This is a genomic window from Marinomonas maritima (assembly GCF_024435075.2).
GTDB classification, from domain to species: domain Bacteria; phylum Pseudomonadota; class Gammaproteobacteria; order Pseudomonadales; family Marinomonadaceae; genus Marinomonas; species Marinomonas maritima.
This window is the reverse complement of sequence record NZ_JAMZEG020000002.1, coordinates 134,734-156,066: the sequence shown is the minus strand read 5'-3', so window position 1 is coordinate 156,066 and position 21,333 is coordinate 134,734. Positions and strand designations below refer to the sequence as shown.

At 41.6% G+C, this 21,333-nt stretch carries 19 protein-coding genes and 2 pseudogenes; 8 read left to right on the top strand and 13 right to left on the bottom strand.

The features are described 5' to 3' along the window. Positions 1 to 6: 6 nt before the first annotated feature. Positions 7 to 426 carry a hypothetical protein gene (locus tag M3I01_RS06830; protein WP_255895036.1) on the bottom strand — a complete coding sequence of 140 codons (420 nt, stop codon included), beginning with the start codon at positions 424 to 426 and terminating at the stop codon, positions 7 to 9. A 768-nt stretch (positions 427 to 1,194) separates the two neighbouring features. Between M3I01_RS06830 and M3I01_RS06825 the strand changes: the two genes are divergently transcribed. From M3I01_RS06825 to M3I01_RS06815, 3 genes are all read left to right on the top strand, one after another. Then, on the top strand, positions 1,195 to 2,829 hold the full coding sequence (locus M3I01_RS06825) for a methyl-accepting chemotaxis protein (RefSeq protein ID WP_255895035.1): 1,635 nt from the start codon (positions 1,195 to 1,197) through the stop codon (positions 2,827 to 2,829). A 252-nt stretch (positions 2,830 to 3,081) separates the two neighbouring features. Beyond that, on the top strand, positions 3,082 to 3,876 hold the full coding sequence (locus M3I01_RS06820) for an AraC family transcriptional regulator (protein ID WP_255895034.1): 795 nt from the start codon (positions 3,082 to 3,084) through the stop codon (positions 3,874 to 3,876). Between the two features lie 104 nt (positions 3,877 to 3,980). Further along, positions 3,981 to 4,610, top strand: a complete 630-nt coding sequence (locus M3I01_RS06815; RefSeq protein WP_255895032.1) for a LysE family translocator — start codon at positions 3,981 to 3,983, stop codon at positions 4,608 to 4,610. 246 nt (positions 4,611 to 4,856) lie between these two features. Here the strand turns inward: M3I01_RS06815 and M3I01_RS06810 are convergent. Then, a pseudogene (locus M3I01_RS06810) lies at positions 4,857 to 5,273 on the bottom strand (IS30 family transposase); the annotation flags it as partial. Positions 5,274 to 5,289: 16 nt separating this feature from the next. On the opposite strand from M3I01_RS06810, the gene M3I01_RS06805 reads away from it, so the two are divergent. The 3 genes and pseudogenes from M3I01_RS06805 to M3I01_RS06795 all read left to right on the top strand — a co-directional run bounded on the left by M3I01_RS06805 (position 5,290) and on the right by M3I01_RS06795 (position 7,507). Then, positions 5,290 to 5,979, top strand: coding sequence for a substrate-binding domain-containing protein (locus tag M3I01_RS06805; protein ID WP_255895031.1), 690 nt, complete (start codon positions 5,290 to 5,292; stop codon positions 5,977 to 5,979). A gap of 44 nt (positions 5,980 to 6,023) precedes the next feature. Beyond that, positions 6,024 to 6,993, top strand: a pseudogene (locus tag M3I01_RS06800) (IS5 family transposase); the annotation flags it as partial. Positions 6,994 to 7,162: 169 nt separating this feature from the next. Next, complete coding sequence (locus tag M3I01_RS06795) at positions 7,163 to 7,507, top strand: Rossmann-fold NAD(P)-binding domain-containing protein (protein ID WP_255895030.1); 345 nt, start codon at positions 7,163 to 7,165, stop codon at positions 7,505 to 7,507. Between the two features lie 113 nt (positions 7,508 to 7,620). Here M3I01_RS06795 and M3I01_RS06790 read toward each other — a convergent pair whose 3' ends face one another. Next, entirely contained in the window at positions 7,621 to 7,953 is a 333-nt protein-coding gene (locus tag M3I01_RS06790; RefSeq protein ID WP_255895029.1) for a winged helix-turn-helix transcriptional regulator, read from the bottom strand. A gap of 146 nt (positions 7,954 to 8,099) precedes the next feature. Between M3I01_RS06790 and M3I01_RS06785 the strand changes: the two genes are divergently transcribed. After that, the gene (locus M3I01_RS06785; RefSeq protein WP_255895028.1) at positions 8,100 to 8,867 is read left to right on the top strand and encodes an SDR family NAD(P)-dependent oxidoreductase; all 768 of its coding nucleotides are present in this window, start codon (positions 8,100 to 8,102) and stop codon (positions 8,865 to 8,867) included. A 738-nt stretch (positions 8,868 to 9,605) separates the two neighbouring features. Here the strand turns inward: M3I01_RS06785 and M3I01_RS06780 are convergent. Genes M3I01_RS06780 through M3I01_RS06760 form a run of 5 tightly spaced genes read right to left on the bottom strand, consistent with a single transcriptional unit; the run spans position 9,606 to position 15,940 of the window. Next, entirely contained in the window at positions 9,606 to 11,288 is a 1,683-nt protein-coding gene (locus M3I01_RS06780; RefSeq protein ID WP_255895027.1) for an amino acid ABC transporter ATP-binding/permease protein, read from the bottom strand. Further along, positions 11,285 to 13,063 carry a thiol reductant ABC exporter subunit CydD gene (gene cydD, locus M3I01_RS06775; protein WP_255895024.1) on the bottom strand — a complete coding sequence of 593 codons (1,779 nt, stop codon included), beginning with the start codon at positions 13,061 to 13,063 and terminating at the stop codon, positions 11,285 to 11,287. The genes M3I01_RS06780 and cydD overlap by 4 nt, the downstream gene beginning before the upstream one ends. Positions 13,064 to 13,068: 5 nt before the next feature. Continuing rightward, the gene (cydX, locus tag M3I01_RS06770) at positions 13,069 to 13,179 is read right to left on the bottom strand and encodes a cytochrome bd-I oxidase subunit CydX (RefSeq protein ID WP_112137726.1); all 111 of its coding nucleotides are present in this window, start codon (positions 13,177 to 13,179) and stop codon (positions 13,069 to 13,071) included. Positions 13,180 to 13,227: 48 nt separating this feature from the next. Next, positions 13,228 to 14,364 carry a cytochrome d ubiquinol oxidase subunit II gene (gene cydB / locus M3I01_RS06765; RefSeq protein WP_255895021.1) on the bottom strand — a complete coding sequence of 379 codons (1,137 nt, stop codon included), beginning with the start codon at positions 14,362 to 14,364 and terminating at the stop codon, positions 13,228 to 13,230. 1 nt (position 14,365) lies between these two features. Next, positions 14,366 to 15,940, bottom strand: a complete 1,575-nt coding sequence (locus M3I01_RS06760; RefSeq protein ID WP_275564988.1) for a cytochrome ubiquinol oxidase subunit I — start codon at positions 15,938 to 15,940, stop codon at positions 14,366 to 14,368. Positions 15,941 to 16,303: 363 nt separating this feature from the next. On the opposite strand from M3I01_RS06760, the gene M3I01_RS06755 reads away from it, so the two are divergent. Continuing rightward, positions 16,304 to 17,209, top strand: a complete 906-nt coding sequence (locus tag M3I01_RS06755) for an alpha/beta fold hydrolase (protein WP_255895020.1) — start codon at positions 16,304 to 16,306, stop codon at positions 17,207 to 17,209. A 45-nt stretch (positions 17,210 to 17,254) separates the two neighbouring features. Here the strand turns inward: M3I01_RS06755 and M3I01_RS06750 are convergent, their stop codons facing one another. The 5 genes from M3I01_RS06750 to M3I01_RS06730 are packed head-to-tail and all read right to left on the bottom strand — an operon-like array spanning position 17,255 to position 21,312. Further along, on the bottom strand, positions 17,255 to 19,090 hold the full coding sequence (locus M3I01_RS06750) for a lysophospholipid acyltransferase family protein (protein WP_255895019.1): 1,836 nt from the start codon (positions 19,088 to 19,090) through the stop codon (positions 17,255 to 17,257). A gap of 2 nt (positions 19,091 to 19,092) precedes the next feature. Beyond that, positions 19,093 to 19,557: a hypothetical protein gene (locus M3I01_RS06745; protein WP_255895018.1), complete on the bottom strand. Its 465-nt coding sequence runs from the start codon at positions 19,555 to 19,557 to the stop codon at positions 19,093 to 19,095. Between the two features lie 11 nt (positions 19,558 to 19,568). Further along, positions 19,569 to 20,009: a YHS domain-containing (seleno)protein gene (locus M3I01_RS06740; RefSeq protein ID WP_255895017.1), complete on the bottom strand. Its 441-nt coding sequence runs from the start codon at positions 20,007 to 20,009 to the stop codon at positions 19,569 to 19,571. 14 nt (positions 20,010 to 20,023) lie between these two features. Beyond that, the gene (locus M3I01_RS06735) at positions 20,024 to 20,755 is read right to left on the bottom strand and encodes an NRDE family protein (RefSeq protein ID WP_255895016.1); all 732 of its coding nucleotides are present in this window, start codon (positions 20,753 to 20,755) and stop codon (positions 20,024 to 20,026) included. A gap of 2 nt (positions 20,756 to 20,757) precedes the next feature. After that, positions 20,758 to 21,312, bottom strand: a complete 555-nt coding sequence (locus tag M3I01_RS06730; protein WP_255895014.1) for a hypothetical protein — start codon at positions 21,310 to 21,312, stop codon at positions 20,758 to 20,760. Between the last annotated feature and the right edge of the window lie 21 nt (positions 21,313 to 21,333).

The following is a 21,333-nucleotide window of genomic DNA, read 5'->3' as shown; positions in this document are numbered from 1 at the left end:
GCGAATTTAAGAAATGACTATCGGAGGGAAATAAGGCGTATTGGGGTAGGTAGAAACGTAGGATTCAGACGCTAGAATAGTCTGAATAGAAGACAGATTCACAGAATCTGAATGGTAACTGGAAAGCAAACTAGAAAAATTGCTGCAATGGTTATCCATGCAGTCTTGATGATTGTGATCAGATGACAAACCACCACAATCACTCGCCGCGGATGACATACAACTAGAACCACTCTTGGAAGACATGTCATGGGTCGACATGTCCGACATTTGATGTGTTTCCATAGAAACCATATTAGAAGCCGAGAACATCATGCTATTGCTTGCCAATACAGTAGAAAATAGCGATAGCACAAACAACAATAAACACAGAATACCGTGTTTTCTCGCTGAAAGACTGACGTTATTTAAAACAAATGGTGACATGTACAAGATTCTCAATGTTATATCAGCCAAACTATATGCAAGTAAATGACCAAAAGCAACGTAGAATTCAATAAAGCTAACCGCGTAGCGACCTATTCTTTACTCAGAAACTTGATACGTTTCTTCAAGAAACAACGCGATTTTGTAATGTAGATCTCGCCCACACAACGCCGAAAATCACCTGACTGATGAGAGCCTTCGTCGGATCTACGAGTACCTTGCTTGCGTAATAATCTTTAAACTCCATACCGCCTCACTTCCACTACTCTGCAACCGAGCTCGGTAATTTGCTTAACAACTTCGATCCTGAACGCTTTGATATAGCGCTTCCTCCACTCATAATGAGCCTAATTATTACCTATAATTATATGACTATAAAATGTCTACAAAAAATAGCAAATCCCACACACATTCATAACAATACATACATTGCTATGATTAGAAAAAACACTTAGAATTTCCTATATTAAATATATATTGTGTTCTTAATATAACCCTGCCGCTGAATTTAAACTTATAATTAGGACTAGTTTGGCGATACGCATTAGTGTTTAAAGGCAATAGTTGAAAATGAAAATTATTATATTAAATTCACTACTTAGCATAAAAAGGCGATGCATATCAAATTTCTAATAGAACCTAGAATAAATCCATAAAATACATTCTGTATATCACTTAAACAATCATAAAGTTATTATTTTCTCAATAAAAAAAACGATAAAATTCGTTATATATTATTTTATAAAATTTATTCTTTGGGAGGCAAACATGCTGCTTAACAACCTAAATATTCGAACAAAACTAATCCTTAACTCAATATTGCCTTTACTAGGTATTGCACTCATCATATTTGTATCCTTATCGGGCTTAAAAAAAGCAGATGAGGGTGTCGGTCGGATCTATGAGGACAGAGTTGTACCTTTAGAAGATTTAAAAAGCATCGCAGATAATTACGCAGTGTTTGTGATTGATGCGGTCAACAAAGCCAATGTTGGCATTATGACAGCCCCAGAAGCACTTAAAGGTGTTCAACAAGCTCGACAAGAAATTGCGCAGAAATGGCAAAAATATAGGATGACAACACTCACAAAAGACGAAGCCAAATTAGCCAAAGAAGCAGAAGTCATGTTTGCCGATGCAAACCGCGCCTTAGATAAATTAGAAGTTGCTTTGAAGGGTGCAAAACAAACTGACTTAACCAATAAACTAGACGCATTTAATGGCCCCCTTTATAAAACCATTGATCCTATCAGTGAAAAAATAACAGAACTTGTGGTATTACAATTAAATGTAGCTAAGGAAGAAAGAGAACGCATTAGGGAGGATTACAAAATCCAACAACTTCTTATATGGTCACTCACAGCGGCTATGATCACCATTCTTCTGATTGTGAGCTATTTGATTAATAAGTCCATTAATGTTCCGCTTGCCGCCCTTAATAATGCGATGTACAAGGTTGCCACTGAGTCAGACCTGACACTGAACATAGAAAGTAAAGGTAAAGATGAACTGGCTAAAATGACGCAGAACTTCAATAAAATGCAAGACCAGCAACGCAAGTTGATTTCAGGAATCAGTATTGCGATTCAACAGTTATCTAGCGCTGCCTCTAAAATGTCCTCTATTAGTATTCTTGCGGGGAAAAACATCAATAGCCAAAAAGTAGAAATAGAGCAAGTAGCCAGTGCAATGAACGAGATGGTGTCTACCTCACAGGATGTGGCAGGCCATGCAGAACAAGCCAATCAAAATGCTAAACTAATGCAAGACCAAGCTAACGAAGGCAATACTGTCATGAAGAATACGGTCCTTGCAGCTAATGTATTGCTGGACAATATGGTGAATGTTACAAACCAAATCAAAACCGTTGATGAAGATACTGTTAGCATAGATTCCGTTGTCAATGTAATTAATGATATCGCGGAACAAACCAACTTACTTGCTCTTAATGCCGCAATTGAAGCCGCGCGAGCAGGTGAACAGGGTCGAGGTTTTGCAGTAGTCGCAGATGAAGTTAGAACGTTGGCTCAAAGAACACAAACATCCACCACTGAGATACAAAATACCATCGAAAAACTACAACAAGGAACGCGCACTGCCGTTGATGCCGTACAGAAAAGTCGACAAGAAGCCGAGCAAGTTGGCTCTAAAGCGGTAGAAGCGAGCCTAAGCTTCACCGATATCATGCAATTGATTGGAACCTGCACAGAAATGAATACTCACATTGCCTTAGCGAGTGATCAGCAATGTTCTGTGTCGGAAGAAATTAATGCCTCTCTTGTCAGAATAAGTGGTTCAGCCCAAGACTCAGCAGATGGTGCAGAACAGCTATCCAGCGCCAGTGATCAATTAATGACCTTAGCTTCAGAGCTCAACGACCAAGTAAGTAAATTTAAAACCTAATGTTATTTAAACCGTAACAGTGTTAAGACTGTTACGGTTTAAACTATAATGACGTCGTCACCACTAGTAGACTCCCCCTATCTTTAATAGACACCTGTTAACGTTAAAATCTATCCGTATAAAATTGAGTTTTATTCCGCCAAGTAATCCGTGAATACTGTATTCTTTGTCTAAATGTAAGCTGTATTTAAAAAAACAATAATTGAGACTGTTTTTTACGCTACTTCCAACTCTTCTTCTAAGGATTAGGCATTGGAAACATCTAAAATATGGACGAATGATGCCTTTTCTGGTGTAGAGCTTCTATCTGCCAGTTACACCAAGTTTGAGTTTTCGAAGCATTGGCATGATGAGTTAGCGATTGGGATTATTGAAGAAGGTGCGGAAGGCTTACTATATCGAGGCAATAACCTCTTGGTTCCAAAGAAGCATATTGTCGCGATCAATCCTGCAGAAGTTCACACTGGGTTTTCAGGGACAGAAAATGGCTGGCGCTACAGAATGTTTTATTTTGACCTAAATGCCTTAGCCGAACAATTTAAGACACGTGACTTACCAATAGACCCTATTATCAATCGGCCAGTCATATACGATGAAGACTTGTTTACTGCGTTATTGAATTTGCATTTGGCATTAGAACACGCTTCTTTTGCGCTAACAAAAGAGTCCTTATTTACTTTGGCGTTAGAAACGTTATTTACACGCTATGGTTCGGCCAAACTGGAGGCATCTAAGCCTATAGATATGAAGAGCAGCTATGAAGCACGAGACTTCATAAATGATAATTTTGACTCCAACCCTTCGCTTGCTGATCTAGAAAGCCTATCAAATTGTTCGAGGTTCCAACTCATTAAGCACTTTAATTTACTGTTTGGAGTGACGCCTCACCAGTATCTGCTCTTGGTTAAAGTCCAAAAAGCCAAACTTTTTTTAGCGCAAGGAATGAGTTGTGTCGATGTATCTTTGGCATGCGGCTTTTACGATCAGAGTCATTTCAATCGCAATTTTAAAAGAGCCTTTGGTGTATCTCCTTCAAATTATCTTTGAACCTGTTTTTTTAATACTAAAAAACCATTTACGATCAATTTCATACAAGACAGGCAATACGTTGCTCGCTAACCTCACCTCTTACATTTAAAAAGGAAGTGACTATGAGTTTGTTTATTATTTGGTTAGGAGTGATGTTTCCTCTGGTTTTTAGCCCTGGCCCTGCCAATATCGTATTTGCCATGTCAGGTGCAAAAGTAGGTGTGAAACGTTCCATTCCTTTGCTCGCGGGGGTTGATAGCGTCTTTATTGTCAAATCTATTATTGTCGGTTTTGGACTGGGAGAAGTGGTTCGTTCTCAGCCAACACTGATGAACACCATACAACTTCTTGGCTCGGCGTATTTGCTTTATTTGGCCATTACATTCATTTCTTCACACGCCACAAAACTCGAAGGAACAACAGAAACACTGGGCTTTGTTGATGGTATGTTGGTGCAGGTTTTAAATAGTAAAGGCTGGCTAATGGTGTTCCTCATGTTTACTTTGTTTACAGAGCAATCACAGGAAACATTTGGTCAGAATGGCATTATCATCTTGATTGTCTGGCTTGCGATTCTAAATATATCGATGCATTTCATTTGGATTTCAATCGGTGAGTTACTGTCCAGAGTGTCGAGCAGTAAAGTCTATGAAAAAGCGCTAAATTTCTTCTACGCAGGTTGTCTAGCATTGGTTGCCATTTGGCTGATTATTGAAAATCCTATGGTGATTGAGTTTATTTCTCGTACTTAATGACCTGTTAAGAGCTAATACGATGTAGCTCTTAACAGCTCCAAAAAGGCCAATACTAAAAGGTGATGAGTTCATTCCGTTCTAGTATCAGCATCCATGTGATTAAGACGTATTTCGCATGTGGCTAAGCTCTCTATCGAAAAATGAAAATGAACCACCCCGCCCCAAGGGGCGAGGTATCGGTGTTTCATTGGATTAACACTAAGTTATGCCCGAATTCAAGTCCGAAGTGCGACACTTTTTATTTCAAGCAACTAAGCACATTTCTTTAAAAACCATCGCTGGTTGCTTGAACCCTAGACACTTTTTTGGACGATAGTTTATTCGTCTCATCGCGAAGTGTATTCTCTCTTCTGTAACTTCTCTTAAATCAGTGCCTTTGGGTACATACTGCCTTAAAAGTCCGTTGCTATTTTCATTAGCGCCACGCTCCCAAGAGCTATATGGATGAGCAAAATACACTTTCGTATTTAATGCTTCAGCTATCTCAGCATGGTAGGCAAACTCTCGGCCATTATCGGCTGTGATCGTGTGTACATGATCTTTAAACGGCATCAATAACTCTATAGTCGCTTGAGTCACATCTTTAGCTGATTTCGAATCCACTTTCTTTATGAGGTAAAAGCGCGTCTTTCTTTCTAACAAGGTGACGATAGAACTTGTTGATCATGTCCGTTCAATGGGAAAAGCAGCAAGTGATTTGTCCATCGGTGCATCTGGTCAATCTCAGCAAATAGATGGTTCCGTTAGCATTAGTGTGGGTGAACTTGATGCTATGGTATATTTGCCCAAGATACTGAATCAATTAAGAAAACAAGAGCCCGGCATCGAAGTAGACATTATTGTCACCAACAACGTAAGCGATTTAAAAAGTCGTGAGGCAGATATTGCCATACGTAATTTCCGCCCAACACAAGCGGATTTTATCGCACGAAAATTAAAAGATGAAAATGTCTATCTTTATGCAACACAAACATATCTAGATCGATTTAAAGAACCACAAAAACCTTCGGATCTTGAAGGGATAGAGTTTATTAGTTTTAATCGCTCTGACCATGTCGAACCATTTCAAAAATTTTTAATTGAAAAAGGTTATCCGGTTAACAGGAAAAGTTTTTCTCTTTTCACTGACAATCAGCTTTTTCAAATTGAATTGGTCAAGCAACATCTAGGAGTCGGCGTATTTACAGAAGTATATGGAGACTCTATTCCAGAACTCAAACGTGCATTTCCATCATTTGGTCCTGTGATTCAAATACCGCTTTGGCTGGTTTGTCACAGAGAACTGCACACCAGTTTAAGGGTTCGTAAAGTCTTTGATTTATTAGCCGCGCACATATCGCAACCACTGGTTAGTGAACCGTCATGAGACAATCGTGTTTTAAGTTTTCGAGTCTGGCCATGTCACATTAACTTACCTTCGCCGAAAGCGAATTCAATGACAAGCGTAGTAAAACTCGTAAAAAAAATTGCCCTCGCACGCATAAATAAGTTGATACCTTGGGATCAACTTGAAGCACTTACTGATCCGTTCCACCCTAAGCCGGGAAATGGCAGACGGCCTTATCCACCACTGTCAACGATGTCCGTATTCACTGTATGCAACATAAGTGATGCTGAGATGCAGGATGCTCTGTATTGAAGCTGCATCAATGCATTTGTTTTCTGACATATTGTTAGATAGTCCTATTACTTGTTTAGATAGTTGATCTATCTACCATCATGAGCTTTAGACACTTATTAGAGAAACAAAACTCTCACGCCAGCTTTTTAAAGAAGTGAATAATAGTTGCTTGTCAGACGCAGGTATTTACCTCAAAGAAGGTACTATCGTGGATGCAACCATTATTGAAGCGGCCAGCTCAACGAAGAATAAAGCCAAAGAAAGAGACCCTGAAATGCATCAAACTCAGAAAGGAAAGCAGTGGTTCTTTGGTCTAAAAGCGCACATTGGTGTGGATGCAAGAACGGGGCTGACACATAGTCTAAGTACGAATGCAGCAAATGTGCACGACATTACGGAAACCACGAATCTGCTTCATGGTGAAGAGTATTTTGTCTCGGCAGATTCTGGCTATCGTGGCGCTCAAAAGAGAGAAGAGTTAAAAGGCGTCAAAGCAGACTGGTTGATTGCAGAGATTCCAAGCAAAATAAGAATCTTAAAAAAGCACCCTATTAAAAATAAACAGCCGATCCAAACGAAATATATCAAAGCCAGTATTCGAGCAAAAGACGAGCATCCTTTAGAATCAACAAGTGTTAGTTTGGTTTTAGAAAAGCTATTTATCGTGGGTTGGCTAAAAATGACAGTAAACTCGCCATGCTGTTTTCTCTTGCCAATGTATTTCGAGTTGATCAAATGATACAAGCTGCAAGGGGTTAATCCGTTTACAAACCACTAAACAAGGTTTAATTATCTTGTTTAGTGGTAGAAAAGTGATAAACCAGACACATTACTGGCTGCTATTGGGCTTTTCAGAAAATTAAGTCATGCTACTCGACTTGATCGCATGTTCCCTAGCTTTCTTGCCCCACTTAACCAAAAATTTCATATGGTAGCCACTGAAGATGTTGGTCGTATTGCTGCCGAATCCTTATGTGAAAATTGGGATGGAACAAGAATAATTGAATTAGAAGGCCCTGCTATGTATTCCCCAAATGAAGTTGCAATGTATTTAAGTCAAGCGCTCGGAAAAACTATAAATCCCATATCAATACCTGAGTCAAATTGGTTGCAATCAATTTCTGGACAAGGTTTTTCAACAGCCGCTATTACAGGCTTTATCGAAATGACTCAAGGGCTTAATTCTGGACATATTACCTTTAATAATTCAAATATTGACCGTCGTCAGGGAAATATTTCGCTTGAAGTAATTATTAATGGAATGAATATATAGCCGGCAACGGATACAACTGAATAAAATGGATACTAAGATGATAGGCAATATAACAGGCTAAGTAATAGTTGGCTTAAATTGTGTAGCCAACTGTTAGGTGTCCTTGTTAATTTTTATTTAGATTTTTCATCTTCTAGTACTTGTATTTGATCAATTATTTCTACAAATCTACTACCAAATTCTGTTAGTTCGTACTCTACCCTTGGTGGTATTTCAGGAAAAGAATTCTTTTTTAATATACCAAATTTTATATTAGCTCTTAAACAATCATTTAAAACCTTAGTACTTAATCCCTCAACACAGCTAACCATTTCACCCGGACGGTTGATTTTATTTGAAATGAGATCAAGTACCGTAAGAGACCATTTACAACGGAAAATAGACTCAATTAGCCCGCCGGTTTTCACAGGGGAAATTTTTCTCTGAAGCTTGACATTTTGATTCATACTAATTACTACCTAAAAGTACCTACCCTACAAAAAAGTGCCTACTTTTCAATAAGGAAGTAAGTTTATATATTATGACTCCAAGAACAATAGTGCAGTATTTGCAATATTGAAACAAGCCAAAATTATAGCTATTGGAGTAAAATATGATTAACAAAACAAATGAAATTGCCTATGTGATCGGTGGTACAAGCGGAATAGGTATGGAAACAGCAAAGTTATTATTAGAGAGTGGCATTGATGTTTGTATCACAGGACGAAATTCAACCCATATTGAATTAGCTAAAAAAGAACTAGAAAATTTTGGAAACCTAGAAATTTATAAAGCAGATCTATACTTAATAGATGACGTGAAGGCTTTGGCTGAAAAAATTGAATGTGAATCACGACATGTAAAGTATCTAGTAAATGCTGCTGGCTGTTTCACTCCAAAAAGCTTCCTAGATCATACATTAGAAGACTTTGATACATATCATAATATTAATAAGGCGCTATTTTATATTACGCAATCAATAGTTAAAAACATGAAAACAAATGAATCTGGGGCTATCGTAAACATAGGCTCTATGTGGGCTAAACAGGCAATAAAAGCTACACCATCCTCAGCTTATTCAATGGCAAAAGCAGGTATTCACTCATTAACTCAGCACCTAGCAATGGAGCTTTCAGAATGTAATATACGTGTTAATGCCGTATCACCTGCCGTTGTTCGAACAGCTGTATATGAAAGCTTTATTCCAATAGAAAATATTGATTCTACACTTCAATCATTCAACGGGTTGCATCCTATTGGTCGAATTGGAGAACCAAAAGATGTTGCTAGTGTAATTAAGTTTCTGTTGCTGGACGAAAGTTCATGGGTGACAGGTGCTGTCTGGGATGTAGATGGCGGAGTTATGTCAGGTAGAAATTAAACTTTATATGGCAGGGTTAGCTTAAGCTGGCCTTGGTACATAAAATTTTAATAGTGCGCACGCTCGTTTAGACAATTTCTAAAACCTCAAAATATCCTTATAACCATATGAATAATAAAGATTCTATAAGGACATTAACGAAATTCAAAACTGGAAAAACGAGCATGCGTGCTATTTATTTTATCCACAGAGCGTTATTTCTGCGCTATAAATCATCTATTAATACTAAAAGACTTTCTTATTCCCTACCAGCACCAACGCGAAAGACTGTGATTATTTTCAGAGAACGCTGATAAATACAAAATAAATCGTATATCAAAAATTCCGCGTCGGGCTAAAACCACGACTTACCATAGATCATAAGAGATTGATTCCCGCCTTCGCGGGAATGACGTGTCTCAATCTTTTTTCCGCTCTAGAAGTTAGTTCGACGCAACGAAGTTGCGCGACTTTATGGCGTTTCAGAGTCATTAACAGAAAGGTTCACTCACACAACACAACCAATCTATGCCTTACTGCCCCAGAGCGTCGCAAAAGCTATTTCTCGATGAAAAAAATCAGGCATTAAAGATCTTAAAGAGACCTTTTGGTTACTTTTGCGTCGTTTGGCAAAAGTTACCCGCTCAGCAGAGCGGAAAAAAGGTCGAGAATACAAAGCGTTTGAATGGAAGCAAATACATTTGAAGACCCAAAGAAACAACCCCTCCCCTTGGAAGACATAAGGGGAGGGAATAAGAACTAGAGCTTTATGACTCTCGCGTTGTCGCCAATGCGGTTACTCACATGGCTAACTAGGATTAAGATATCCGGTTTGTAGCCGTTCTGTAGTGAATGACAAATCGTTTCTATGGTGGCTTTGTCCAAGCCGTCGAATGGTTCATCAAGCAGCAAGACGGAAGACTGTCTGAGCAATAAGCGTGCTAACGCGAGGCGTTTACGTTGGCCTCCGGATAAGTTTCGTCCTTGGGAGCTGAGTAAGGTTTCCAATCCGTTTGGTAGGCTTTTTGCCCATTCAGCTAGGGCAACTGCTTTTAATACCGACCATAACTGAGTGTCCGTCGCGTTAGGGTCGCCAAGCAGTAGATTGGCGGCAATGCTTTGTTGGAAGATATACGGTGATTGAGGCAGATAGCTCAATTGCGATTGATAGAACGAATTGCTGTAGACATCGCATTTTTCACTGTTTATTAACGACTCGCCAGAGGACAAACAATCACCGGCGACAGATGCCAATAACGTCGATTTACCTGACCCGCTCGCGCCTCGTATCCAAACCGTGTCGCCCGCTTCTACTTGGAAATCAATAGCCTGGTTGCCCATGCCGCTAGACGCATGAAAACCGCGCCAGTGGGTAAATTTCATCCGTTGGATTGTATTAATCTTAATATTAGATTGGTGGTTGGGTTCTTGATGAAGTTGATTCAAGCGGCGCAAACCGACTTGTGACTGCCCTTGCGCCACGAAGGATTGCACTAATGGTAAAACCAATTCATTGACCGCTAATAAAGACAACATGAAGCCAATGACCCAAGTACCCTGCACACCGTCCACCAGCACCCAACGACCTGTATTTTCTAGGTTAAGGTCTTCTTGATAATCACTGAGTAAATAAAAGCAGCTAATGAACAATAGAATCGTCACTATATAGGCCAATAATCGCCCTGTACTGACTGCTTGCTGGATACGAATTTCCGTCTGTCTTTGGCGTTCGTCTAGTTGCCCAAGGCGGTGGGCATAATCTTTCCAATGACCACGAATGGTTAAGGTAATCAACGCGGAAAATAAGCTAACAAAACGACTACGACGATGAACACCAAGAATCTGTCCTACGTGCACGGCGTGGCTGGCAAAATACCCACACACATACGGCACAATGAAGACATGAAATACGGCTGCAATCGCTAATGGCCACAGTAATGTAGGTAAAATAAAATAGGCCAAAACCGACACCGCAACATAACTCAATAACGCATAAACCCAAGGTAAAAACACCACCAACGGCCATCGAATAATTTGGTCAAGGTCGCTGACGAGGCGCTGTAATAAATCACCTCGGCTTTGCTCATGTAGATTGGCTGGGTCTTTCGCGACACGCTGATCCCACACCCAAAGGCGTAAGATACGCAGTAAACCCAGTAAATGATTGTGCGCTGTGACTTGTTCGCCATAACGTCCGGAGGTGCGAAGTATCGCCATAAAACGAACAATCGCGCCGGGGGTTAAATAATTAAAAATCAGACCAACGCCCATCGTTGTCGCTAAACCCGCCGCCGAAATAAACCAGCCAGAAATACCCAATAAAGCCACTCCTGCCAAGCTGGCAACCACGCCCAAAATAACGGGAATAACAAAGCCCCAAGGATTTGCCAGTAACAGTTTTTTAAGCGATAGCATCGAGGTTTTCTTTACGCAAATACTCATGCAAAACCTTCTTTAGTCAGCGCCCAATGTTTGTCTGCCCATACTATCGGGTGCGTGTCATGACTAACGATCAGTAAGGTTTTTCCTTTTGATACGTGATCTAGAGTCTCTAATACTGCTTGCGCGGTCTCTTTGTCTAAACCTGAGCATGGCTCGTCGAGCAACCAAATATCCGCTTTCGACAATAGCGCCCGTGCGATAGAAAGGCGCTGCATTTGCCCGCCAGATAATCCCGCACCAAGCTCTGTCAGCTTTGTTTCTAATCCTGCTGGCAAAGCGTGAATAAATTCATCACATTGGCTTTTCATCAAAGCAGCTTGTAATTCTTCTTCACTCGGTGCTTCGATGCCCTCTCTGCTTCCAAGACCTAAAAGCAAATTACGGCGGATACTGCCATTCACCCATTCGGGGATTTGCGGCAACCAAGCTAATTTAGCTCGCCACTCGGGCAAACTAACAGTATGAAAAGGGTTTCCTTTGATCAAAAACTGGCCTTGATAGTCTTCTTCAAAACCCAGTAAAAGATGCAATAAACTGGATTTTCCGACGCCAGATTCACCGCTCATCCAGACGCGCTCACCTTTGTTGATATTCGCAGTGATCGGCGCTAATCGATAACGCCCTTCTTCGCACCAGCTTAGGTTTTGGAAACGTATAAAGATAGGTGGATTCTCGTTCGATATTTTATTAATCGTTGTTTCAGAAGCAGATGAATAGGCACTAGAAACCGTCGATTTAGCCGTATTGGGCCTCGCCACTGCGGTGTTTAATATTTCCAATAAATCCGTCGCGGCGGCTTCCGCTTTTTGCTTCGCGTGGTAGTCATTCCCTAACTGGCGCAACGGCAAATAAAATTCTGGTGCGAGCAATAACAAAAACATGGCTTGGGTCAAAGTAACGGGAGACTCCCCCACTTGCCACGGCAATATTTCTAACAGACCTAAGCCAAGATACAAAGCGATCATCGCAATCGAGAGCGACGCAAAAAGCTCTAATGTCGCCGTGGATAAAAAGGCCAACACTAATACGCTCATCGTCGTTTTTTGGTACGCCGCAGCACTCTCTGACAATCGAGTTCTGGCTTCACTGGTACGATTAAGGCGCTTTAATTCGGATAAGCCCTGACTCAAATCCATAAACTGATTTGATAACATAGCCAGTACACTGAATTGACGTCGATTAGCCTGAGCGGCTTTGTGACCCACAAAAATCATAAAAAGAATTACTAACGGCGCGGTCATCATAAAAACGAAAAAAGCGACCCAAGACACAGAAACAACAGACAGTAGAATGACACAGGGAATCAAGGTCACCATAAACACTTGTGGTTTATAGCGACTAAAAAAATCGTCTAACGCATCAACTTGCTCATAAACGCGTGTAGACAGCGCCGCATCTTCTTCTATTCTTAAGCGGGCGGGACCCAACTCAGTAAGATGCGACACCAATTTACGACGCAAGCCGTAACGAATGTCACGGCTTGCGCTGGTGCAAATGCGTTCTCGGCCAAAGTTGGCCAGAGCCCGCAGTAACAAAGCAAATAAACCTACGATTAAAAGAGACAAGGAAAAAGACTGGTGCAGAGCCATGTCCGAAAACACATTCGCCAATGCCCACGCTTGAAGCACTAACGACACCGCGAACAACACACCAAAGCCTTGAGCAAGTCGATATTTTGATGACTGCTGGTTCGCTAATTCCCCTAAAAATATCGCTTCAGGGGTTTTAACTCGACCCGCTCGACCTGCTTTTTTTGCTTCCTTGTTCTTTCTCATTGAGTTTACTTTTGCTCCTCTTCACCGTCATAACCACTAAACTCTAACCAAACGGCGTTAATAATACCGAAAGAACAGGCTAATAAAACACCTAGAACCCAAGCAAAATACCACATATTTTATTCCTCTAAGGTAGAGCTCAACGAGCCCTACCTAACTAATCATCAATACAGAGAATGCGTGTTTTCTTCTACGTGCTTCTTGGTCAAACGACCATACATCACGAAATAACTCCACAAGGTATAAAGCAAAACGATAGGAACGAAGATACAAGCCACCACAAACATAATCATCATGGTATTTTCACTTGATGTTGCGTCCCACATAGTCAAACTCATGTTTGGATTGCTTGATGAAGGCATCAAGAACGGGAACATAGAACCGCCCGCTGTGACGATAATACCCGCAATACCCAGAGATGAACTCAAGAAAGACAAGGCACCCTTCTTCATCACTGCGGTCAATGCCGCACATAGCATACCAACAATACCAATAAGTGGAGCCAAGATAAGTGCGGGGAATTTGTCATAGTTTGCTAACCATGCGCCCGGCTGTACTTCGGCGGTTTTCATCAAGGGTGTCATGGCTTTGTTACCATCAATAACACTGGTAAGCACATAACCATCGATGCCGTAAGCCAACCATATGCCAGCGACAATGAACAAGACCGCGGCCAAAGTTCCTGTTACTGCGGTTGCCATAGACGCTTTACGATGTAGCTCCGCGTCTGTCTTCATTTGCAACCAAGCGCCGCCTTGTGTCATCAGCATCATCAAGCTAACCAGCCCACAAAGAATGCCGAATGGGTTCAATAAGCCAAAGAAAGAACCGGTGTAGGTTGAACGCAAGTATTGATCAAATTCAAACGGTACACCTTGTAACAGGTTACCAAACGCCACACCGAAAATGATAGGTGGAACAGCAGAGCCAAATACAATGCCCCAGTCCCAGCTATTACGCCATTTTGAGTTTTCTAACTTAGAACGGTAGTCAAAGCCAATTGGACGAAAAAACAACGCCGCCAACACCAACATCATCGCAAAATAGAAACCAGAGAAAGACGTCGCGTAAACCACAGGCCAAGCGGCGAATAACGCACCACCGGCTGTGATAAACCATACTTGGTTGCCATCCCAATGTGGCGCAATCGAGTTGATCATGATACGACGCTCAGAGTCTGTACCGCCGATCACTTTCAATAAGCTACCGACACCCATATCAAAGCCGTCAGTCACGGCGAAACCAATCAGTAGAACACCGATCAATACCCACCAAATGACTTTTAATAGTTCGTAATCCATCTTATACCTCCTGCTTTAACTGAGCAGTTTCTTGTTCAAGTGCATAACGACCTGTGTGCAAACTAGAAGGCCCTTGCTTCGCAAAGCGAATCATCAAATACATCTCGGCAATCAAGAACACGGTGTATAAGATTGTGAAGCCTGCAATGGTGATCCAAATTTCGGTGGCTGTTAAACTAGACACGGCCACATGAACCGGTAATATTTCACCAATGGCCCACGGTTGACGACCATATTCGGCAACGAACCAACCTGCTTCATTCGCGATCCAAGGCAGCGGCAAGCACACCATAATGAATTTCAAGAAAAGAGGATTTTGACCAATACGTCGACGTGCATTTTGATAGAAAGCCGCCGCAAATACGAAGAGCATCACAAAACCACAACCCACCATGATACGGAAAGCGAAGAACAGTGGCGCAACGTTTGGGATAGAGTATTCCACCGCCATGTCGATATCTTCTGACGATACTTTATTCATATCTTCATTAAACGCCGTGACTAACAAACCGTAACCAAGATCGCCTTTTACTTTCTCAAAGTTCTCTTTCACCAGTGGATCGGTCGAACCGCTGCGTAATTTTTCAAGCAATTGATTTGCATAAATGCCATTGATAATACGTTGACGGTTATGCGCTTTCAGCTCCTTGATACCTTCCACTTCAGTGTCGAGAGAACGCGTTGCAATGAGCCCCATTAACCCGGGAATCTTGATTGCATATTCGGTTTCTTCAAGCTCTTGATTTGGAAAGCCTATCAAGGTGAAATCTGCAGGGGCTTCCTGAGTTTCCCATTCTGCTTCTATCGCTGCCAATTTCACTTTCTGAACTTCGCCTAGCTCGTAACCTGATTCATCACCCAAAAGGATAACACTCAAGATAGACGCCAAACCAAACGCAGCCGCGATGGCAAAAGAGCGGCGAGCAAACGCAAGATCACGGCCCTTCAATAAGTAGTAGCTTGAAATAACAAGAACGAACATCGCGCCTGTGGTGTAACCCGCGGAGACCGTGTGAACAAATTTCACCTGCGCCACTGGGTTTAATATCAAGGCGCCAAAATCCACTAGTTCCATTCGCATGGTTTCATAATTGAATTCTGAACCGACTGGATTTTGCATCCAACCATTGGCAATCAAAATCCACAATGCCGATAAGTTAGAACCTAACGCGACGCCCCACGTCACCATTAAATGCTTTACTTTGCTCAGACGTTCCCAACCAAAGAAGAATAAGCCCACCAATGTGGATTCAAGGAAGAAAGCCATTAGACCTTCGATGGCCAAAGGCGCACCAAAAATGTCACCAACATAGTGAGAATAGTAAGACCAGTTTGTCCCGAACTGGAACTCCATCGTCAAACCTGTTGTCACACCTAACGCAAAGTTAATACCAAACAATTTACCCCAAAACTTCACCATGTCTTTATAGACTTGCTTGCCGGTAATCACGTAAACCGATTCCATGATTGCCAATAAAAAAGCCATCCCTAGTGTCAAAGGGACAAATAAATAATGGTACATAACAGTGAGAGCAAACTGAAACCGCGATAATTCCACTACAGCTTCGTTAATCATATGACTTAAACCCATTCATTTGACTGAAAAAAAAGACGTTTGCAGACACGTATTCCTTACGGAGTGTTCTTATTATCTAACGCCCACCGAAGCCCCAAACGATTTGAGACTTACTATAAGGTAATATTATGAGTGCAGTTTCGCTTTAAAACATTGCTTTAGATCAATATAAAGAGAGTGAAAGAAATAAGTAGGTAAAAAGACGCCCGATCACGCGTGAATACAATAGACGCCTAGCCATCCGTTAAAATGATAAGCACTTGTTTGTGCCTATAAAAGGTATAATCATTCGCAAATACATTACGCTACCCCATACACTAGCCATCTTTAAAATGGCCATTTTTACATTTTGGAGCCTAATCCGTGAAATTGATTTTGAACACCGCGCATTCCAACCTGACACTTTGCCTAATCGGTTTTTTTGCGATGGCATTAACCGCTTGTTCGATGCCAAAAGACATCGAAGAAAATAAAGAGATTGCTCAACAGGTTATGAATACACCAAACACCATTCAGAATCATATTCTGTATATGAAAGGTCCAAAAGGTGAATTTAAACTTCACTATGTGAACAGCGACCCGACCAATACACCCAGAGATACGGTCGTATTTGTGCATGGCACGCCTGGTGACTGGTCCTCTTTTGCTCGTTACTTCCAAAACGATGCGTTTAAAGGCAATTTTCGTATCATCGCGATAGATCGACCTGGTTGGGGCAAATCGATTCATTCAGGAAACTTCCCAGCGGCATTACAAACTCAATCAGATATGATCGGCCCGATGCTAAAAAATATTTGGCAACATAATGGGAACCAAAAAATCATTCTGGTGGGGCATTCTTTAGGCGGTTCATTGGTACCGATCTTGGCCGCTGATTATCCGGAATTTGTACGTGGCGTGGTCATTTTGGCAGGGGATTTAGAACCATCTCTAGCACAGGCTCGTTGGTATAATACTCTATTGGATTGGACGCCTAGTTTGGTCATTCCTGACCTATGGAATAACTCCAACATAGAAGTATTAGGGTTAACCAACAGCTTGGAATTGGCTCAACCTAAATTCGTTAAACTAACCACTCCAATTAGCCTTTTACAAGGCACGCAAGACACTTTAGTCGACCCTAAAAATGCAGAATACGCCACCCATTTGTTTGAAAACAGCGAGCTACACATTGAAATGATTGAAGGGGCTGGTCACATTATTAATCTACAACACCCAGATAAAGTCATAAAAGCCATTCGAGGCATGAACACACGCAGTTCGAAATAAACGTCCCTTATGGCTTTATGTGATTATGTATCTTGATGCGCCAACTTACGGTACAGAGTGTTCATCTTCTGGACTGTCTCCTACTAGGGTAGGGACTGCCAAATTGGCATCGGTTAAATAGGCTTCCGCCTCTGGGCGGCCCATGTATTTGGCCAAAATCGACACGGGAACGTCTTTTAAATTGACCACAATTAAGCCATCCAGTGAGTCATGAAAAGCAGGGTCTACATTGAAACACACCAATTTCCCATTCATTTTTAAATACTGACGAATCAACACAGGCAATCCTTTGCCCTGCTCCATTCTTGACAATATTTTCGACAACAAGGTGACAGTCGTCAATGCCGCTAACAGGTTAGGTTTCCAGAAAATATCACTGCTGCTTTTTAGCGGAGTAGAAGCTTTCACCAACCCCGCTTTTTCTTTATCGTAATGATGAATAGACAAGGTAGCCGCAATTAATTGACGAGATACATGACTATAGTCATTACTGATACTCACAGGGCCAAATAAATGCGTGTATTTTGGGTTTCGATGAGCAAACGTCGCAATGCCTTTCCAAAGCATCAGCAACGAATTTAAATTACGCTGGTATTTGGCAGCGACCACAGAACGCCCCATTTCAAGGCTATAATCCAAGGTATCGATAAAAGCTTGGTCATAATGAAATAAGCTGCGTGAATACAACCCCTCTAAGCCGTGTTCAGCGATGAGCTTATCCACCATTCCCATACGATACGCACCGACAACCTCTTTGTTACTCTTATGCCAAACAAAAAGTTGATGATAATAAAGATCGTATTCGTCTAAATCGCAGGCCAAACCGCTGCCTTCTCCCACCGCTCGAAAGTTTTCTTCTCGAATACGACCGATTTCCTGTATTAACTGAGGAATAGATTGCGTTGGCGCACAATACACACGGAACTCACCTTGCTCCAACAACAACATGTCAGCGGGCAAGTTAGCAATTTCTTCGTCTAATATGGTTGGGGCGATAGGCGCAATAATCGGTAAATCAGTATTTTCGTTGCGTTTTGCGGTTGTGTGAATTTGCTGTGGGCTCATCAAGTAGGTATTTAAACGCAGATAACTCACTAGATTTTGGCTACTCTCAAATTGACTCAATTCTGAAAAAGGAATCGCACTACCAATAGAAATATCGATCCGCGACGCTTTTTTATTCAATAACTCTCTGCCCAACAAGGCCGTGCGTAACAAAGGATGAACACGGCCGGCTTGATAAAACAAAGCACTGTTTTGTCCGTTAATAAAAATGGGAACCGTGACGGCTTGGCTTCGCTTTAGAAAATTAGCCACCGACTGGCTCCATTCTATGTCAGCCAAGGTTCGCTCTTTTTTAAAAGAAGTTCGCTTAGGGTAAGTCGACACTTCCCCTGCAGGAAAAACAATCAATACGCCACCGTTAGCAAGGTGTCGATGTGCATCACGAATCGCTTGACCATTGGTTCGTTGCGCTGACTTTCCGCCAAAGACATCCACGCCAATGAACAAGTCACTGATTTCGGGCAAGCGCTTAAGCAATTCATTGGCCAATACTTTGACGTCTTGACGCACTCGTCCAACCAAGTCGGCCAGTACAACACCTTCAATAGCACCAAGCGGATGATTTGCCACAATCACCACAGGACCATCTTGCGGAATATTTTCAACGCTGCCTTTAGCAATGGAATAATCAATATTCAACGCGTCAAGGGTGTAACGCATAAACTCAAAACTGGTCTGTCTACTGGGCCTTTGTTGGTACAATCGATCCAATTTAGCAAGCCCTGTTGCCCATTCAACAATAGATTCCCCGACGCCAAATGGCGTCACTCTTGGTAAACGAAAAGGACTGGGCAAACGAAAAGAGCTGTTTAGCATGACTAAGCCCCTTGGTTGACTATTTTATCAGCGATTTTATATAAGGTGCCCTGACGGTTTGTTAGATCGCGGATTGATAAAAAAGCCGCGCTCAACCAAACCAAACACGCCATACCAAACAACAAACCACCATCGTTACCAACAATGTCACCTACTTCGTTAAATTCCGGCATGACGATGCCAAGTGGCGTGAATAAATGGAAAATAATCGCGCCAGACATAATCCCCAAACTCATCAAAGCGCCAAGACCATGAACACGAGTAAACAATAAAATCACAGCAATCAGTTCTGCTGTCCCAATGATATAACCCCCATATTCACCGAAAAAAGCCAATCCAGACCAGTCTCCTAATACACCAAAAATATGAGTCGTTTCATAAGAACCGGTGAATTTAAAAAACAATGACTGCACAAAAACAAAAGCAATAAATACTGTCGGTACATATTTTAATAATGACTTTTTCATTCTTCTTAACCTTATTTGTTAATCAACGCTGGCCAGTTGGTATCTGCTTGTTTGATGTGTAAAGCCGGATCCCTATCCCACTTTTCTTTAACGTCACGGTCGTAATTCAAATAGAGCTTACCGTCGACAATTGCCCACTGAGTCGGATCTGAAGAAGCAAAGTCATTTTGTGCTGAAATAGCCCAAGCACAATACCCACCGTATTGTGGTGCGTATTTTTCCGGTTCCGTCAAAAACATATCTAAATGTTGTTGCGAAACAAAATACCAATCCGCATTTTTATATTCCGTTACAAACTTTGCATTCCCTTCGACAGGATGGTTATCAGTAAAATACGCCACCGTATCGTAGCCATTAAGTGCTTTGCTGCTAAAAAAACCGGTGTAAATAGCATCTTGTGCATAAGCAATACTGCTCAAGAAAAAAGTCATAAAAACAAATATACGTGTCATATCAGCTCCTAGTTTTAACTCACTAAAGAAATGGTGTTGGGTAAATGGTACGCCAAGGCGGCCATCGTTTGCGGTGACAAATGAGTACAAGGTGACCCCGGTACATAATTCATTTGCATACTGTCTTTGGATACTTGAATACGCGTAAAACTAACGGTTTGAGCATCGTCTCGATGCATACAAACCGACATATGCGAATGCTTTGGATGATGCTGAGAATGAAACATCAATAACGCCTCGGTGTTTTTTATTGACTCACGTTCGTAAGCCGATTGCCGATACTCTGATACGCTGTCTAACGCCACCGCAGAAGAAAAATGCGGCGATACAGCATTGCTAATGCAAGCCTGCTTTCCATCCCATTCAAACGACCGCACCTTGCTATTCTCCAACTCAAACGCCAGTAAGGTAAAAGGCGCAAACTGTTCAAGGGTAAGCGTGCCAAAATGCGCTTCAACCTGTGCTAAACCCGCTTCACTCGATAACCGTTTGAGCAATTGCCCCCGACTAATGAGCTCACCTTCTGGTTTTGTACCCTGATAATTATTTAACAAGCACAAAGACAACCCGTATTCATTCAAGCTAATCCAGCTTCCTTGTCCAACTGGGTCAATTGGCATCAAAACGTGTGTATCTTGTTGAAAAAAAGATTGTGGTGCCAATGCGGGAGCACGTGTTTTTTGCTCGTCTCGATTGAAAAATATTTGGTAGCCTGAATCGTCAATACACCAAGAAACGGAACACATCGTTATTGGCCTCGTAAAAAAGAAGCAGTGGCTGGTGCGATACCAAAGTCAGCCTCAATGGGCTTATTCATCAAATTCGCCGTGACTTTCACCATCGCAAAGTGATGATTAGCATGAAGCGCAGCAAAGGTAATTTCACGCTCTAACGTAGACGACATAAAACATGTCTGCGTATGCGATAACGCGACCTCTGTCACTAGGTTTACGCTTTTTTTAAGCTCTTTTTCAGATAAGCCCATTAGCCAATCCGTTAACTCTACAATTTCAGACTGAGCAATTAACCGTGATGTTTCTACCGCATGACCTCGACGTCGTTTGTTATAGTCAATCACCATATCCGCTTGATATATTGCCTGAAAAACATCTAACCAATGACGAAAGTGCTCTCCTATAGAACTGGTAACATATGGCTTCACTGACGCTTTATAATCCTCATCATCCAGCATATCCAGACATCGAGACGCTTGAGTAAGTACTTCTAGGCAGCCCTCAATCGCTGACGAATGAACAGCGTTACTCGTCGCTTGGTTCTCTGTCTTCTTTAACACCGAATGCATAATGATTGCCTTTACTATTCT